Annotated in this window: 15 protein-coding genes; 7 read left to right on the forward strand and 8 right to left on the reverse strand. The window is 26.9% G+C overall.

Features of this window, described 5'->3' with window-relative positions; genetic code table 11:
- Positions 1-97: 97 nt before the first annotated feature.
- Complete coding sequence (uvsE, locus tag BTM21_RS08275) at positions 98-1,339, forward strand: UV DNA damage repair endonuclease UvsE (protein WP_096145408.1); 1,242 nt, start codon at positions 98-100, stop codon at positions 1,337-1,339.
- Between the two features lie 56 nt (positions 1,340-1,395).
- Here uvsE and BTM21_RS08280 read toward each other — a convergent pair whose 3' ends face one another.
- The 4 genes from BTM21_RS08280 to BTM21_RS08295 all read right to left on the reverse strand — a co-directional run bounded on the left by BTM21_RS08280 (position 1,396) and on the right by BTM21_RS08295 (position 5,324).
- Complete coding sequence (locus tag BTM21_RS08280; RefSeq protein WP_021875167.1) at positions 1,396-2,010, reverse strand: DUF2238 domain-containing protein; 615 nt, start codon at positions 2,008-2,010, stop codon at positions 1,396-1,398.
- 110 nt (positions 2,011-2,120) lie between these two features.
- Complete coding sequence (locus BTM21_RS08285) at positions 2,121-3,080, reverse strand: rhomboid family intramembrane serine protease (RefSeq protein WP_021875166.1); 960 nt, start codon at positions 3,078-3,080, stop codon at positions 2,121-2,123.
- Between the two features lie 10 nt (positions 3,081-3,090).
- Positions 3,091-4,890 (reverse strand): oligoendopeptidase F, encoded by a 1,800-nt coding sequence (gene pepF / locus BTM21_RS08290; RefSeq protein ID WP_021875165.1) that lies wholly within the window; start codon positions 4,888-4,890, stop codon positions 3,091-3,093.
- A gap of 35 nt (positions 4,891-4,925) precedes the next feature.
- The gene (locus BTM21_RS08295; protein ID WP_021875164.1) at positions 4,926-5,324 is read right to left on the reverse strand and encodes a DUF6762 family protein; all 399 of its coding nucleotides are present in this window, start codon (positions 5,322-5,324) and stop codon (positions 4,926-4,928) included.
- 149 nt (positions 5,325-5,473) lie between these two features.
- Here BTM21_RS08295 and BTM21_RS08300 point away from each other — a divergent pair, with 149 nt between their 5' ends.
- From BTM21_RS08300 to BTM21_RS08310, 3 genes are all read left to right on the forward strand, one after another.
- Positions 5,474-5,869 carry a hypothetical protein gene (locus BTM21_RS08300; protein ID WP_079481214.1) on the forward strand — a complete coding sequence of 132 codons (396 nt, stop codon included), beginning with the start codon at positions 5,474-5,476 and terminating at the stop codon, positions 5,867-5,869.
- A gap of 61 nt (positions 5,870-5,930) precedes the next feature.
- A complete protein-coding gene (locus BTM21_RS08305) occupies positions 5,931-6,602 on the forward strand; it encodes a metal ABC transporter ATP-binding protein (RefSeq protein WP_021875162.1) in 672 nt (223 codons plus the stop codon).
- 44 nt (positions 6,603-6,646) lie between these two features.
- Entirely contained in the window at positions 6,647-7,438 is a 792-nt protein-coding gene (locus BTM21_RS08310; protein ID WP_079481213.1) for a metal ABC transporter permease, read from the forward strand.
- Positions 7,439-7,501: 63 nt separating this feature from the next.
- Here the strand turns inward: BTM21_RS08310 and BTM21_RS08315 are convergent, their stop codons facing one another.
- Together BTM21_RS08315 and BTM21_RS08320 are read right to left on the reverse strand one after the other, a co-directional pair.
- Positions 7,502-7,909 carry a Fur family transcriptional regulator gene (locus BTM21_RS08315; RefSeq protein ID WP_021875160.1) on the reverse strand — a complete coding sequence of 136 codons (408 nt, stop codon included), beginning with the start codon at positions 7,907-7,909 and terminating at the stop codon, positions 7,502-7,504.
- A 65-nt stretch (positions 7,910-7,974) separates the two neighbouring features.
- Positions 7,975-8,532 (reverse strand): manganese efflux pump MntP, encoded by a 558-nt coding sequence (locus BTM21_RS08320; RefSeq protein WP_021875159.1) that lies wholly within the window; start codon positions 8,530-8,532, stop codon positions 7,975-7,977.
- Between the two features lie 188 nt (positions 8,533-8,720).
- Between BTM21_RS08320 and BTM21_RS08325 the strand changes: the two genes are divergently transcribed.
- A complete protein-coding gene (locus BTM21_RS08325; protein WP_079481212.1) occupies positions 8,721-9,938 on the forward strand; it encodes a 6-phosphofructokinase in 1,218 nt (405 codons plus the stop codon).
- Positions 9,939-9,967: 29 nt separating this feature from the next.
- Here BTM21_RS08325 and BTM21_RS08330 read toward each other — a convergent pair whose 3' ends face one another.
- Positions 9,968-11,263 carry an aminotransferase class V-fold PLP-dependent enzyme gene (locus BTM21_RS08330; RefSeq protein WP_079481211.1) on the reverse strand — a complete coding sequence of 432 codons (1,296 nt, stop codon included), beginning with the start codon at positions 11,261-11,263 and terminating at the stop codon, positions 9,968-9,970.
- A gap of 135 nt (positions 11,264-11,398) precedes the next feature.
- Between BTM21_RS08330 and BTM21_RS08335 the strand changes: the two genes are divergently transcribed.
- Entirely contained in the window at positions 11,399-12,103 is a 705-nt protein-coding gene (locus tag BTM21_RS08335) for a hypothetical protein (RefSeq protein ID WP_021875156.1), read from the forward strand.
- A gap of 8 nt (positions 12,104-12,111) precedes the next feature.
- The gene (locus BTM21_RS08340) at positions 12,112-12,729 is read left to right on the forward strand and encodes a DUF4397 domain-containing protein (protein WP_021875155.1); all 618 of its coding nucleotides are present in this window, start codon (positions 12,112-12,114) and stop codon (positions 12,727-12,729) included.
- 49 nt (positions 12,730-12,778) lie between these two features.
- Here BTM21_RS08340 and BTM21_RS08345 read toward each other — a convergent pair whose 3' ends face one another.
- Positions 12,779-13,984 carry an ABC transporter permease gene (locus tag BTM21_RS08345; protein ID WP_096145409.1) on the reverse strand — a complete coding sequence of 402 codons (1,206 nt, stop codon included), beginning with the start codon at positions 13,982-13,984 and terminating at the stop codon, positions 12,779-12,781.
- Positions 13,985-13,989 lie beyond the last annotated feature (5 nt).

Here is a 13,989-nt window from a genome sequence, read left to right on the forward strand (position 1 = left end):
TCTTTTTATATAAAATATTATATATATGTATAATTGGAGCTAATTAAATAAATAATATTGCTAATATTTTATTAATTTAATTTGAAGGAGATTTTTTATGAAAATAGGATATGCATGTACGCCTCTTTTGCTCCATTACAAAACAACTAGAAAGATTTTATTAAAATATTATTCTGAAGAGTTACTAATCACTTTAATAAAAGAAAATTTAGATGGCCTCTTAAACATACTTAATTATAATAGTCTAAATAATATAAACCTTTTTAGAATAAGTTCTGATATAATACCTCTTGCTAGTCATAAAATAAATACATTTTCTTGGTACAATTACTTTGATAAAGAATTGAGAAATATTGGAGACTATATCAAAAATAACTCACTAAGAGTATCTATGCATCCTGGACAATATACTGTTATTAATTCACCAAAAAAAGATGTTGTAGAAAAATCAATTCTTGACCTTAAGTATCATGCTGATTTTTTAGATTCTTTAAATTTAGATAGATCACATAAAATCATATTACATATAGGAGGAATTTATGGAGATAAAAAAAGTGCTATAGAAAGATTTATTAAAACCTATAACAACTTAGATGATAATATTAAAAATAGATTAGTAATTGAGAATGATGAAAAAAATTTTTCTATGGATGATTTATTATATATTAGTCAATTATGCTCTATACCTGTAATTTTTGATAACTTACATAATTCTTGTTTTAACGATAACAAATATTCTCTTTACGATATCTTTAAAAAGGTCAGTAACACTTGGAGTACTTTAGATGGAAATATGAAGGTTCATTATAGTCAACAACATCCTTTTAAGAAAAAAGGTGCCCATTCCTCTACTTTAAATATAGATAAATTTTTAGAGTATTTTAATATATGTAAAGACTTTAATCCAGATATAATGCTTGAAGTTAAAGATAAAAATATATCTGCAATTAAAGTTTTAAACTCAATCTCCGAATTAAGTAATACCCCTTCCATATCTTCATTAAACTCTGAATTTGATAAATATAAATTCATTTTATTAGAACAGGGTGACACTACTTTTAATAAAGCATCCTCTATAATAAATAACGATAAATCCTTTATAAAATTTTATAAATTTATAGATGAAATTATATATTCAGAAACAACTTTACAAAACAAAAAGCAGGTTTTAAAGGAAATAGAGAAAAAAATTAGAGATGATATAGAAAATAGAGAATTTAAATATTTTAACAAATTATTACAAGAAGAAGATTATATAAAATGTAAAAATTACTTATATAAACTTATATTAAAATATAATAATCCCTTATCTAAAAGTTATTATTTTATTAACTACTAAATAAAATAATCCTTCCTAGATAAAAAATATAAATTTATCTAAGAAGGATTATTCTTTTAATCATTCATTTCTTTTATTATATTGTCTATAAATTTTACTTTCTTCCCTCTGGAATACATATATATTGGAATTGACGTTATAATACCTACTCCTGTTCCGCAAATAATATCCCACATTGTATCATCTAAACTATTATTTTGAGCTGTTAATCCAAAAAGAGAATCTGTTGTATACTCCCATATTTCCCAGACTCCTGCTGCTGCTGCTGCAAATATTATCACAAAAATCACAGCCATATACGGATTTACTACTTTAATACCTTCTTTTCCACATAATGATATAAATAGTACATATCCTATAATCGCTATTATCGCACCAGAACCCAGATGTAAGAATTTATCATAATGAGGTATTCCATAAAAATCCCATACATTTCCTAAATACATTGCTAAAAATATAAATATTAGTATCATATAGTAGGACGTTTTAGATCTACTTAAAAAACTCTTTTTATATACGATATACATTCCCCATATAGTTACAACTAATAATAGAATTCTTGGAAACTTTATTCCATTTTTAAAGATAAAATCATATACAGCTGTAATTGCTAGTAAAAGCATACTCCCCCAAGTAACTAAACTTTCTTGACTTTTGCTTTTAAAACTCACTTTATCACTCCCGTTACATTGCTGATTTAATAATTATATCAAATTTAAATGATATTTATCGCAAGCTAACCTACTGTTAACTAAATGTTAACTTAGTAACAACTGCTATTTTAAATACGTTTAAATAGTACAGCTGCTATTAAACTTCCAACTATTAATCCTCCAATATGCCCGAAATTATCTATATTAGGAACCGTTAATCCAATAGCTATATTTAATATTATTACTTGTATAATATTAATCATATATTCTTTCCCTATATTTTTTCTATTTTTGTAACCAAACATAAACATGGCTCCTAAAAGACCAAAAACTGCCCCTGAAGCTCCAACTGATATGCTTTGTGGTGAAAGTATATAACTTAATGCTGAACTTCCAATTGCTGAAGCAAAATAAATTACTGCATATTTTTTTCTTCCATATACCTGTTCTACTTGTACACCTATTATCTTTAATGCCATCATATTAAATATAATATGTATAATTCCTCCATGTAAAAAAGCAGAAGTTATAAATCTAAAAATTTGTCCTTCATTTATTAAAAGATTAACTTTAGCTCCAAGCTCTATTAATGTAATTATATCTATATCTATAAAGTTCTTAGATTTAATTGCAGATATTATATAAATTAATATATTTATTAAAATCAAAGAGTAAGTTAATTTATATTTAATTAAGTTCTCTTTAGAAGATGTATCTATTTTCACCATATATTCTATAATAGGTATTAATATTTTAGATGTTTCACTACAATAAAGTATTTTTCTATCTTTTAAGGAAAATATTAATTTATTTTTATTAGGAGAATTATTTATATACTCTCCTGAAACTAGTACAACTGAATTTAAAATATGGGGCTTATCAAAAGCCCCAGCTAAATATTCCTTTGCTTCTCTGTAGTTTATATCTTCTTCACTATCAGATGTTACTATAACACCTAAAATTACTTCTCCAAGATCTAAAACTCCTAGCCACTTATTTTCTTTATGAAAATTACTATAATAATCTCTCATAAAGAAATTAGCTTCTTTTGTTAATAAATTATAAAATACTTTTTCAAATTTTTTCATAAATTCCCCATTAAATTTCTTTATCTAACATATCTAAAAGTTCATTAAACCTTTCTATTGTTGCTTCTAATGGCTTTGAAGTAGTCATATCTACTCCTGCCTTCTTAAGAATGTTTATAGGGTAATCACTTCCTCCACTCTTTAAGAATCCAATGTATTTTTCTACAGCATCTTTTTCTCCATCTAATATAGACTTAGCAAAGGCTGATGCTGCTGCATATCCTGTAGCATATTGATAAACATAAAAATCAGAGTAAAAATGAGGTATTCTTGACCATTCTGCATCTATAGCTTCATCAACGACCATATCTTCCCCGAAATATTTAACATTTAAATCATGCCATGCTTTATTATAATCATCTGAAGTAAGTGAATTTCCTCTTTCTAGTGTTTCATGAGTATATAATTCAAATTCTGCAAACATTAATTGTCTAAATACAGTAGTTCTTATTTGCTCTAATTCTTGATTTATTAAATATAATTTTCTATTTTTATCAGTTTCTTTATTTATTAAATGATGTATAAGTAATGCTTCATTAGTTGTTGAAGCAACTTCTGCACAGAATAATGTATATCCAGCATAAATATATGGTTGCTCTTTTCTTGAATAATAAGAATGAATTGAATGACCCATTTCATGTACAAGAGTTGATACATCATTTAGTTCATAATTATAATTTAATAGTACATATGGCATTGTACTATATCCACCCCAAGAGTAAGCTCCACCTCTTTTACCTTTATTTTGATATATATCTATCCATCCATCTTCAATTCCATTTTTAAATATCTTTAAATACTCGTCTCCTAGTGGATTAAGACCTTCTACTGCTATATTTACAGCTTTATCAAATTCTATATGATCCTTTTTAATTTCTATAACAGGAACATATAAATCATACATATGCATCTCATCTAAACCTAATAATTTTTTCTTTAATGATACATATCTGTGTAAAGAAGCTATATTATCATTTATAGTTTTTATAGCATTTTTATATACTTCTTGAGGTATATCATTAGGACTTAAAGATGCATCTAAAGCATTTTTATATTTTCTTACTTTAGCACTAAAGTTAAAATTCTTAATTGAACTTGTTAATGCTGTTGCTAATGTATTTTCAAAACCTTTATATTCTTTATATAAAGTTTCAAAGGCAGCTTTTCTTACATTCCTATCCTTACTTTTTATAAATGATGAATAATTCCCTTCTGTTAATTCAATCTTATGACCTTCTTCATCTAATATATCACCAAATTTCATATCTGCATTAGTTAACATATTATGAATAGCTTCTGGAGCTGATAAGCAATCTGATACGCTTGCTAAAAGTTCCTCTTCACTCTTACTTAAAATATGTGGTTTTTCTTTGAAGATATCTTCGAAGAAAAAATCATACATTTTAAGTTCTGGTAATTTTTCCATACAGTCTCTTATAAAGTCTTCTGATAAAGTTAAAATTTCTGGTACAAAATACGCTGTGTATGTTGAAAACTCTGCCATATAAGCATCGACTCTATTCATCATTCCTTGATATTTTGAATTTGAAGTATCCTCATCACATCTTAAATGTGCATAAACATAAATAGTTTCAGCTTTTATTCCAATATCAACATAAAGCTTAAGATACTCTAAAATACTTTCTGCATTATCTAATTTACCTTCATAATTTTTTAAATTAGGAGCTTTATCTTTTAGCTCTTGAAATGCCTTTTCCCATTCTTCATCTGTTTTAAATATCTTATTTACTTTCCACTTGTATTCCTCTTTAATCTCATCTCTCTTTTTAAGAACCTTACTTTCACTCATAAAAATTCACCTAAATTAAATTAGGCTCCTCCTTCCTAAATATATTCTTGTTCTTTGCCTATAATATCTTTAAATACTTTTTCCATGGATTCTTCTATTAAAGAAACACATTTTCCTAGCTTTTCTTTTATAACCATATAATCTTCATCATAATCAAATTTTATGATAAATGTTGGGTTATATTCTTCTAAATCCTCTTCTATTGTAAATCCACTTTCTTCAAATGATTCATGATTAAATAAATCATATATTGCAGAGTATTCCCATTCTTCTACATCTTTATTTGTATCAAAATATAAATTAACTATATTATCTAACACAAATAACTTTTTAACATATAATGCTCCCTCTGAAACCTCAAAACTTCCTAATTCTTTTGTTATAAATCCTGTTTCCTTATTTTTTTCCATTAATACTAAGCTTGAAAAATCCATCTTGTATTTTCCTCCAATTCATTTTTTATCTAGTGTTTTTAAATATATCTATATTATATGTTTTAACCATACAATAAAGCAAGATATGTATTTACTTAATGTTAAATTATGGTAATATAATCTTAGGGATATTTTTAAGGAGGGTGCTTATGAGTAAAAAAGTTTCAAGAAAAGTTTTAAAAATGAAAAGAAAGGAAAGACTTAAACATAGAAGAAAAAAATTTTTTGTAGCTTTATCTATATTTGTAGGTCTTTTAATGGTTTCATCCTTACTTATTTATAATCTAGTATTAAAACATAAATTAAAAGACTTAACTTATGCTATAGATTATCACTTTACAAGTAAGGATATTAAAGAAGAAAGACTTCTTAGCGTACAACAGTATAATTTATTATTTGCAGATGGCGATACAGTTGTAGTTGAAGCTCATGGTCTTAGTCACGAAAAACCTCATTCAAATACTACTGTTAAGGCAAAACTTATTAAAAATAAAAAAGGTATTTGGGATTTAGATAAAGATGCTTTAGTTGCCAAAGAAAAGTAGTTGTTGCAAATTATTTGCATTATCATATATAATAGAGCTAGAAAATTTAGGAGTTGATTTAATGATTAATATAAACAATTTATGTTTTTCATATACTAATAAAACACCTTATTTACTTAATAATGTTAATTTAAGTATTCCTAAAGGTGCTTATATTTCAGTTGTTGGTGAAAATGGAAGCTGTAAAACTACCCTTATAAAATTAATTTTAGGCCTTCTTTCTCCGACTTCTGGCTCTATTGAGATTGAAACTAACTCTATAGGTTATGTTCCTCAAAGATTAGATTCTTTTAATTCTCAATTTCCAATAACAGTTACTGAAGTATTAGAATGTCATGTAAAAACATTAAAAAATAAAAATTCAAATATAACTTCAGCTTTAAAGCAAGTTAATATGTATGATTTTAAAAATTCTCTTCTCGGAAATTTATCCGGAGGACAACAACAAAGAATATTAATTGCACGTTCTTTAATGGGAAATCCTGAAGTTATAATTCTAGATGAACCTTCCACTGGTGTAGATGAAAATAATCAAAAAGAAATTTATGGTATATTAAATAAACTAAATCAATTTGATCACAAAACTATTATATCTATAGAACATAATATAAATATAGCACTCAAATATTCAACTCACATACTTAAAGTACATAATGGGACAGTTAAGTTATATACTGTAAAGGACTATATTAAATTCAGAAATGAAGATTCCTTTTTAGATGATGCTATATAAAAAGATTAATAAAAAAATATATATTTTTAGAAAGGTAGACTTTAATGTTTCAATTAGAATTTATGCAAAATGCCTTTATGGCAAGCTTAATTATTTCTATATTATGTCCTTTCATAGGACTTTTTTTAGTGTTAAGAAGATACTCGATGATTGGTGATACCCTATCTCATTCTTCCTTTGCAGGGGTAGCTATCGGACTAGTTATAGGAGTTAATCCAATAATGACAGCATTTTTATTTACTACATTATGTGCTCTTATTATAGAATTTTTACGAGATTATTATAAAAAGTATGCAGAGCTTGTAATGTCATTAGTCTTAACATTTAGTTTAGGTATTGCAATTATACTTATTAGTAGCGGTAAAGCTTCTGCTAAAGTTAATTCTTATCTATTTGGAAGTATTTTAACAGTAAGTACAAGCGATATAATTTTAATTTCAATTATCGGTATAATTTGCTTAATAACTTTAATACTTTTATATAATAAACTTGTTTACATAACCTTCGACGAAGAAGGCGCTAAAGTTTCTGGAATTAAAGTTAAGCTTATAAACTACATATTTACTTTACTAGTAGGTGCGACAATTTCTATGTCAATTAGAATTATGGGGATTTTAGTTATATCTTCTATTATGGTTGTTCCTGTTGCAACTGCTATGCAGCTAAAAAAGAGCTTTAAAACAACATTAATCTATTCAATTATATTTGGATTTTTAGATATAATGTTAGGCTTAATATTATCTTATTATGTAAATAGTGCTCCAGGAGGTACTATAGCTATTACTTCTGTATTTACACTTATATGTGTTATACTATTTGATAGATTTAAAAAATAAAAGACAACGTCATTGAACTGCTCCCTGTCTCTTAAACAGGGGCTAGTTTACATCGACGTTGTCTTATTTTTTACACTTATCACATATACCTTTCATTTCAAGCTTATGCTCTGTTAAACTAAATCCAACTTGTTTTTTTATTATTTCTTCTATTTGCTCTATTGGACATGGAACCCTTACTGATTTATGACAAATATTACATTTTAGTATATGCTCATGACTTTCTTTTTTCATAGAATATACAGCTGGCCCATCAGTAAGAACTGTTTTTTTAATAACATTTTTCTCTTCAAATAATTCCAAACTTCTATATATTGTACTTAAGTTTAAATTTTTCCCTTGCTTCTTACATTCTTCATATAAATCATCTGCTGTTAATCCACTCTCTGAATTTTCTAATATATTAAGTAAAGCTATTCTACCTTTTGTTACTTTTATATCTCTATCTTTTAGAAAAGTTGTCCATTCCATTTCTTATATCTCCTACGCTATAATATCTTTATATTATAACATAACCAAATATATATTTGTATTCCTTAAAAAAATATCATCTTTATAGCAAAAGCCATAAGAATTATTCCTCCTAAAAAACCAGAGTATTTACATGCAAAATCTATTCTCCTTATATATCTACAAATATAAAATCCTATTAAGCACATAAGTAAGGTAATAAGACCTACCATTATAGAATCTACTATTAATAATACACCTGATATTATATGATGAAATACTGTAAATCCAACAACTAATGCATCTATACTAACAGATACTCCAAGTATAATATACATACATTTTTTTATTAAAAAAGTATCATCTCTATCATCTTTTTTAAAACCTTCTATTATCATTATGATTCCTATGATTCCTATAATAAGTCCTCCAATTAAATTAGGAATACTTGCTATATATGTATCAAAAATCAAACCTGCTAATCCACCTATGAATATAAACAGAAATTGAAAGAAGGCAAAAGATAAAATAAATCCTATTTTATTTTCTCTCTTTAGAATCGGATTTATTCCTAAACTTATACTAAGACCAAAGGCATCCATAGCCATTGCAATCCCTATAAAGATTACCTCTTTTACACCCATTTACCATATTCTCCTCTTTTTATTCAATCTACTATATATTTTATTAATAATTCTATTATTTATGAGTTAAATTTTTTAAATAAATACTTTAAATAATTTATATTTTGTTGTATATTATTAATTAGAGTATATTAATTAATTTAAAAGTATATCACATTGAGTGATTTTTTATAAAGGAGAGTATGTTAATGGCAAATTGTATAATCGCACAATCAGGTGGCCCAACTTCTGTTATCAATTCAAGTGTTGTAGGCTTATTAAAAGGAAATAAAGATTTAAAAGCTTTCGATAAAGTTTATGGAGGCTTAAATGGTATTGAAGGTATATTAAATGGTAATATAATAGATTTGTCCTCTTTAAGTGATGCAGAAATAGAAACTTTTAGATATACACCTTCCTCTGGATTAGGTTCTTGTAGATATAAAATGAAAAAATTAGAAGAGTCCACAGAAGAATACGATAAACTTCTAGAAATACTAAAAGCTTATGATATAAAAGCATTCTTTTATGTAGGTGGAAATGATTCTATGGATACAATTGCAAAACTTAGTGAGTATGCTAAATATACTAAAATTGATATTAAATTTATAGGAATTCCTAAAACTATAGATAATGATTTAATGTTTACAGATCATACTCCTGGTTTTGGAAGTGCTGCTAAATTTATTGCAACTACTACTCTTGAAACATATTTAGATTCATCTGTTTATATAAATAATGGAATATTTATATTAGAAACTATGGGTAGAGATACTGGTTGGCTTGCAGCTGCTTCTTGTCTTGCTAAAATTGATGGTAAACAAGTTGCAGACTTTATATACTTACCAGAAGTAGCTTTTGATACTATTAAATTTCTTAATGATGTAAGACAAAAATTTAATGAACAAAACAAAGTATTTATAGTTGTATCTGAAGGGCTTAAAAATGCTAATGGAGAATTCATAACAGAAGTTCAATCTCAAACACATGATAATTTTGGACATGCTCAACTAGGTGGAATAGGTTCATATCTAAAAAAATTAATTATCGATTCTGGAATAACAAAAAGAGTAAAATCCCTTGAACTTGGCGTTTTACAAAGATGTGCTATACATTGTGCATCTCATACTGATTTAACAGAATCCTTTGAAGCTGGTTATTCTGCATTAAAATTTGCTATTGAAGGTAACAGTGGCTATATGGTTGCAATTAAAAGATATTCCAATTCACCTTACTCAACATCACATTTTTTAATTGAAGCTGATAAAGTTGCAAATAATGTTAAATACTTTCCAATAGAATGGATAAACAAAGATTGTAACAACTTAACTGAAGAAGCATTTAACTATTTAAATCCTTTAATAGATGGATTTCCTAGCTTGGTTTTTGAAGATACTATGCCAAAATTTAAAACTTTTAATAAATAAATAAAAAATGAAGGTATTGCCTTCATTTTTTATTTCATATTACTTATTAACTCTATAGTATTTAAAAAAACATCTATCTCATCAACACTATTATATAACCCAAAGCTAGCTCTAACCATACCTGGCATCTTACATCTTGGATTTGTTAAATGTTTTGTTGCCTCTTCATCTGTTAAATTTAAAAGTCTTTTTACATATGGATGTGCACAAAAGGCCCCTTGCCTTACAGCAATCCCTCTAATTTGTGCTAATGCCCTAGCTACTTCTGCATGATAAATGCCTTCAATATTAAATACTATAATCCCTAACCTATCATCAATGTTCTTAGTATCTCCATATGAAATTACATTTGGTATGCTACTCATTCCCTCTGTAACTCTTTTTAATAATGAATGTTCATTGCTATCAATTTCATCATACCCTATTATTTCTAGTTGTTTCATGGCTTCAACTAAGGCTACTGCTCCAAAAAAGTTAGGAGTTCCTGCTTCATCTTTTTCTGGAGGTGGTAAATAAAATTCTTCATAGTCTAAAACTGTATCTACAGTTCCTCCCCCTTTAAGATCTGAGGCAACTTCTTCAAAACATTCCTTAAGTCCAATTATTGCACCACTACCGAAGGGTGCATACATTTTATGAGCTGAAAACACTAAAAAATCAATAGAATCCTCATTTGAATCTCCCATGATTTTAACTCTTTTATGTGCTACTATTTGTGCACCATCTACTATTAGTTTAGCCCCATATTTATGAACAATCCTAGCTATTTCATATATATCATTAATATATCCTGTTACATTAGAGGCCGCAGTAACAGATACATATTTTACTGCTCCATTATAATTGTCTAATTTATTTTCTAATTCTTCAAATTTTAATCTCCCAACTGCATCTACTTCTATATAGTCTAACTTACATTTCCCTCTCCAAGGTAAATCATTTGAATGATGCTCCATTCTAGTAGTTATTATTACATCATTCTTATCTCTTATAAGCATATTTGAAAGTCTATTTATACCTTCAGTAGTATTATTCACAAAAATTGCAGTATACTTATCAGCTGGAGCATTAAAAAATTTAAGAATATATTCCCTACTCTCGTTATAAACTTTAGTTGAGTATTCTGATTTTTGTCCCATCCCTCTACCAATAGAGCCATAATACTCACTAGTTTCTATTATTTTATCTATAACTCTTCTAAAAACAGGAGTAGTAGCTGCATTATCAAAATTTACAGGAATAACTTCATGTCCACCTAAAATAGGCACTTTTTTTTCTAATCCTACAAGAGAATTTCTTAAATAATCACTTCTAATACCATTCATCCCAATACCTCCCATATATTTTATTCTCTAATACATTTTAGTGTGCTAATATTTGAAACTATCTCATATTTTATAAAGTAACATATAGATTTTTGAAACATATATTTATAATAAAATATTCTTTGGAGGGAAAAAATGAACTATAACAATAATAATATAATTGAACTTGACGATGATTTGCAATTTGTTCCATTAAATATTAAAGAACCCTTCTCTTGTAAGGATTCTAAATGGATACCTCTTATAAACTTTGACTCTGATTCTATTAATAATATTAATAATAATTTTTTACTTGGGTTTGGTTATCCAGTAGCTAATAATGGTATGAATTCTGGACTTGTTAGTATACCTCCAGTGTCAGTTACTAAACCACAAAATATAGAATCACCTAAAAATCTTTCACAAACTACTGACCCAACACCTTCTAATAATAATTTAAATAATCCTAATTTAGGTAATATTGATTTATTATATCCATCTGAAATACCTGCTGATGAATTATATTCCTATAATTCAACTGGGAAATGTAAAGCTAATGAAACTCCAATTAATATACCTAACTTAAAATCTTCTAATACTCCTTTAGAAAAAAGAGAATATGATGAAGATGATGAATTAATTCATATGAATATCCTTAGAAACTTTGATTTTAGTACAGATGAAATTTTTGATTTAAGAAATTCTAATTGTTCTAATATAGATAAAATTTTTAAAGAAATAGAAGCAAATCACAGTGGTATAATTGGCACTTTTAAAGCTTATAGAATTCCATATCCTATATCAGCACTACTTGTAAAAAAAATAATCAAACTATCTCTTGAATATTCTGAAAAGGAGTAGATAATTTTATGATTTTATTTAGAGATAACTTACCAGATTTACAATGTAAAGTAAGATTAATACATGCAGTACCAGCTGCCCCTGCAGTAGATATTTATGCTAATGGTTCTCCAATAGCTAAAAATCTATCTTTTAGTGACATAAGCTGTTATATTGCTATAGCTCCCGGTACTTATGAGATTCAAATCTTTGTATCTGGAACATATGATTCCCCTTTATTAACTAAAACTATAGACTTACTTCCAAATTCAGCATCAACGATTTCAATTATTACAAATAATAACAATTTAGATTTATTTGTGTTAAATGATGCTAATAATCTTGGACAAATCAGTAATGCTTTTTTAAGATTTATTAATTTATCACCTAATTCACCTTTATTGACTTTATCATTACCTAATGATATTTCATTATTTAATAGTGTAGAATATATTGAAACTACAGGATACTATCCTCTATCTCCTGGAATTTACAATTATAAGGTTTCCTTTGCTAGTTCCGAAGGTTTATTTAAGTTTATAAAGGACATAAAGCTAGAAAATGGACAATTCTATACAATCTATATAGTTGGATTATTTAATAAAAAACCTCAACTTGGATACGTTATTGTAAAAGATGGTATTTAATCATAAAAAGAAATGGTAAATTTAAAGATTATTTACCATTTCTTTTTATTTACTCTTCTCTTAATGCATCAATTGGATTTAACTCTGCTGCTTTTTTAGCTGGATAAATCCCAAAGAAAATTCCAACTGCTGATGAAAATATAAGAACTAAACATATGTGTATTATAGTAACCTTAGGTTTTACTCCCATTATTAATCCTACAGTAAATGATCCTGAAACTCCAATTATTAATCCTATAATACCCCCTATTAAAGATATAATTACAGCTTCAGTTAAAAACTGAAGTAAAATACTTTTTGTAGTTGCTCCTATAGCCTTTCTTATTCCTATTTCCCGTGTTCTTTCAGTAACAGATACAAGCATTATATTCATAACACCTATTCCTCCAACCACTAAAGATATTCCTGCTACTGCACTTATAAAAGAACCAAATATATCTATTACTTTATTGATCTCTTCTACCTGTTTTATCATCTTTTCCCCAATATATAATTCTTTTTCTCTATTATTGTGTCTTGCTGATATTATATTTATGGCCTCATTAGAAGCCTCTTCTATATCTTCTTTAGATTTTGCTACTACTAAAATTGAATCTATTTGTGATTTTCCAAATAAATTATCTAATGTTTTTTTAGGGACAACTGCCATAGCTGGAATATGCTCTATTGGTGCTGCCTCCATATACCCTGGTGCTTTAGTTACTCCAACTATCGTAACTTTTTTAAGATTATTAGGATTTCCTATAAAAATAGATTCTCCTTGTACCTCTTTATGTCCAAATAAACCTTTAGCTGTGAACTCATCTAAAACAACTACTGATTTTCCTTCAATGCTTTCTTTTTCTGTAAAATATCTTCCGCTTATTATTTCAGCATTTTCTATATATCTATAATCTGGCGTTACTCCATTAATATAAATATTTTTTTCTTTATTATTAACATTACATACACCCGTTCTCATTACCATAGGTGTAACTGCTTTTATATAATTACCTTTTTCTTTTATTATATTTATGTCTTGCAAAGAAATATAATCTCTATTGCTTGCTCTTGACGAATCTACTTTTATCTGTATTGTAGATGAGCCTATTTTTTCTAATTGTCCAGTTACGATTTCTTTTCCTCCTCTACCTAAAGAAACAATTGCAATTACAGAACTTACTCCTATTATTATTCCCAGCATTGTTAAGAAACTTCTAAGCTTATTTGACTTTATGCTTTCAAGAGCCATTTTAAAATTCTCACTCATAGAAATTCCCC

The sequence above is a fragment of the Clostridium chauvoei genome (genome assembly GCF_002327185.1).
In the GTDB taxonomy this organism is placed as follows: Bacteria; Bacillota; Clostridia; order Clostridiales; family Clostridiaceae; genus Clostridium; species Clostridium chauvoei.

Bases quoted from the DNA above. Each gene is read 5' to 3' on its own strand.
- BTM21_RS08340 (WP_021875155.1), top strand. From the start codon at position 12,112: ATGATTTTATTTAGAGATAACTTACCAGATTTACAATGTAAAGTAAGA.
- BTM21_RS08295 (WP_021875164.1), bottom strand. From the start codon at position 5,324: ATGGATTTTTCAAGCTTAGTATTAATGGAAAAAAATAAGGAAACAGGA.
- pepF (WP_021875165.1), bottom strand. From the start codon at position 4,890: ATGAGTGAAAGTAAGGTTCTTAAAAAGAGAGATGAGATTAAAGAGGAA.
- BTM21_RS08305 (WP_021875162.1), top strand. From the start codon at position 5,931: ATGATTAATATAAACAATTTATGTTTTTCATATACTAATAAAACACCT.
- BTM21_RS08320 (WP_021875159.1), bottom strand. From the start codon at position 8,532: ATGGGTGTAAAAGAGGTAATCTTTATAGGGATTGCAATGGCTATGGAT.
- BTM21_RS08285 (WP_021875166.1), bottom strand. From the start codon at position 3,080: ATGAAAAAATTTGAAAAAGTATTTTATAATTTATTAACAAAAGAAGCT.
- BTM21_RS08325 (WP_079481212.1), top strand. From the start codon at position 8,721: ATGGCAAATTGTATAATCGCACAATCAGGTGGCCCAACTTCTGTTATC.
- BTM21_RS08300 (WP_079481214.1), top strand. From the start codon at position 5,474: ATGAGTAAAAAAGTTTCAAGAAAAGTTTTAAAAATGAAAAGAAAGGAA.
- uvsE (WP_096145408.1), top strand. From the start codon at position 98: ATGAAAATAGGATATGCATGTACGCCTCTTTTGCTCCATTACAAAACA.
- BTM21_RS08315 (WP_021875160.1), bottom strand. From the start codon at position 7,909: ATGGAATGGACAACTTTTCTAAAAGATAGAGATATAAAAGTAACAAAA.
- BTM21_RS08330 (WP_079481211.1), bottom strand. From the start codon at position 11,263: ATGAATGGTATTAGAAGTGATTATTTAAGAAATTCTCTTGTAGGATTA.
- BTM21_RS08335 (WP_021875156.1), top strand. From the start codon at position 11,399: ATGAACTATAACAATAATAATATAATTGAACTTGACGATGATTTGCAA.
- BTM21_RS08310 (WP_079481213.1), top strand. From the start codon at position 6,647: ATGTTTCAATTAGAATTTATGCAAAATGCCTTTATGGCAAGCTTAATT.